Annotated in this window: 3 protein-coding genes; all 3 read left to right on the top strand. The window is 39.3% G+C overall.

What is annotated here, in order from left to right; all coding sequences use genetic code 11:
• Positions 1 to 899, top strand: an 899-nt coding sequence (gene arsB, locus R2B72_RS18435) for an arsenite/antimonite efflux transporter (protein WP_318618362.1), incomplete at its 5' end; no start/stop codon positions are given.
• Between the two features lie 24 nt (positions 900 to 923).
• Positions 924 to 1,343, top strand: coding sequence for an arsenate reductase (thioredoxin) (gene arsC / locus R2B72_RS18430; protein WP_318618360.1), 420 nt, complete (start codon positions 924 to 926; stop codon positions 1,341 to 1,343).
• 89 nt (positions 1,344 to 1,432) lie between these two features.
• Positions 1,433 to 1,792 carry an arsenite efflux transporter metallochaperone ArsD gene (gene arsD, locus R2B72_RS18425; RefSeq protein ID WP_318618359.1) on the top strand — a complete coding sequence of 120 codons (360 nt, stop codon included), beginning with the start codon at positions 1,433 to 1,435 and terminating at the stop codon, positions 1,790 to 1,792.
• The last annotated feature ends 67 nt before the right edge of the window (positions 1,793 to 1,859 follow it).

The raw sequence follows: 1,859 nt of genomic DNA, 5'->3' as shown, positions 1-1,859 counted from the left end.
TCAATGAAAAGATGATTTTTCCTTTCATCATTGCCAGTGGTTTTATTGCAGATACGACTTCCCTACCGTTAGTCGTGAGTAACTTAGTTAATATTGTGTCGGCAGACTTTTTCGGTATCGGCTTTGTTGAATATGCATCCCGAATGATTGTCCCGAATTTATTTGCATTAGTAGCGAGTATTGTAGTTTTGTTGTTATTCTTCCGTAAAAGTATTCCAAAAGACTATAAAGTATCAGACCTAAAAGAACCGAAAGATGCTATCAAAGATATCAAGATGTTTCGACTAGCTTGGGTGATTTTAAGCGTGTTACTTGTAGGGTATTTCTCTAGTGGCTTTACAGGATTGCCTGTCTCTATTATCGCTGGACTTACGGCCATATTCTTTATGTTCATGGCACAAAGAAGTCCTGCTGTTCAAACGAAGCAAGTACTTAAAGGAGCACCCTGGGCTATCGTGTTCTTTTCTATCGGGATGTATGTGGTTGTCTATGGCTTGCGTAACGTAGGTTTGACAAGTGTTTTGGGAGATGTCATTCAAATGGCAGCTAATCAAGGACTATTTGTCGCAACGATTTCGATGGGCTTTATTGCAGCGATTTTATCATCACTCATGAATAATATGCCTACTGTCATGATTAACGCGTTGGCTATATCAGAAACGGCCACAACAGGACCTATTCGTGAGGCTTTGGTTTATGCAAATATTATTGGGTCAGATTTAGGTCCGAAAATTACGCCAATCGGTTCGTTAGCCACCTTATTATGGTTGCATGTTCTATCTCAAAAAGGTGTGAAAATTTCTTGGGGTAGCTATTTTAAAATCGGTATTATTTTAACAGTTCCTACACTCTTGATTACACTAATCGGACTGTATTTATGGCTGTCATTCATACAATAAAACATTAAAAAGGGGATTGTCATGATGTCGAAAAAAACACTCTATTTCTTATGTACAGGTAACTCATGCCGTAGCCAAATGGCTGAAGGTTGGGGCAAAAAATATCTTGGTGAAGAATGGCAAGTTCTGAGTGCAGGAATTGAAGCACATGGAGTCAATCCAAATGCCGTAAAAGCTATGAATGAAGCTGGCGTTGATATTTCAAATCAAACTTCAGATATCATTGATCAAGAAATATTAAATAACGCTGATTTTATCGTTACGCTTTGTGGAGATGCTGCTGACAAGTGCCCGATAACACCACCCCATATCAAACGTGAACATTGGGGCTTTGATGATCCTGCCAAGGCAGAAGGAACAGATGAGGAAAAATGGGCATTCTTCCAGCGTGTACGTGATGAAATTGGTGCAAGGATTGAACGTTACGCTACAACTGGTGAATGAGTAAAATAGGCCGTGGAGTCACATCACGGCCTTCCTTGTAATATATGTATAAGGATATAATTATACGATGATAAAGGAGATGTTTGGCAATGAAAAAGGTTGAAATATTTGATCCTGCAATGTGTTGTTCAACTGGTGTCTGCGGACCAAGTGTCGATCCAGAATTAACGCGTATCGCATCGGCTGTTTATTCACTCGAACAAAAGAAATTTGATGTTACACGCTATAATCTTGGGAATGATCCGGGTGCATTTGTAGACAATGAAGTAGTTAATAAGGTACTTCTTGAAAAAGGCCCAGATGCCCTTCCTTTGATACTTGTGAATAATGAGGTTGTAAAAGTCGGTGCCTATCCAACGAATGAAGAGTTGGCTGAGTGGCTTGATGTAAAGGCTGCTGAACTTCAGGAAAAACCACGCGTACGTGTTTCAGTTAAGTTTGATAAATAAGGGGGAATAGCCGTGTATCCATTATTCAATCCTAACCAAATTGCACTCACTCCATTTTTATTTTTTA

It is taken from the genome of Sporosarcina sp. YIM B06819 (genome assembly GCF_033485175.1).
GTDB lineage: Bacteria > Bacillota > Bacilli > Bacillales_A > Planococcaceae > Sporosarcina.
This window is presented reverse-complemented; position numbering and strand designations above follow the sequence as displayed.

Coding starts and splice junctions, on each gene's coding strand:
- arsC (WP_318618360.1), top strand. CDS start 924: ATGTCGAAAAAAACACTCTATTTCTTATGTACAGGTAACTCATGCCGT.
- arsD (WP_318618359.1), top strand. CDS start 1,433: ATGAAAAAGGTTGAAATATTTGATCCTGCAATGTGTTGTTCAACTGGT.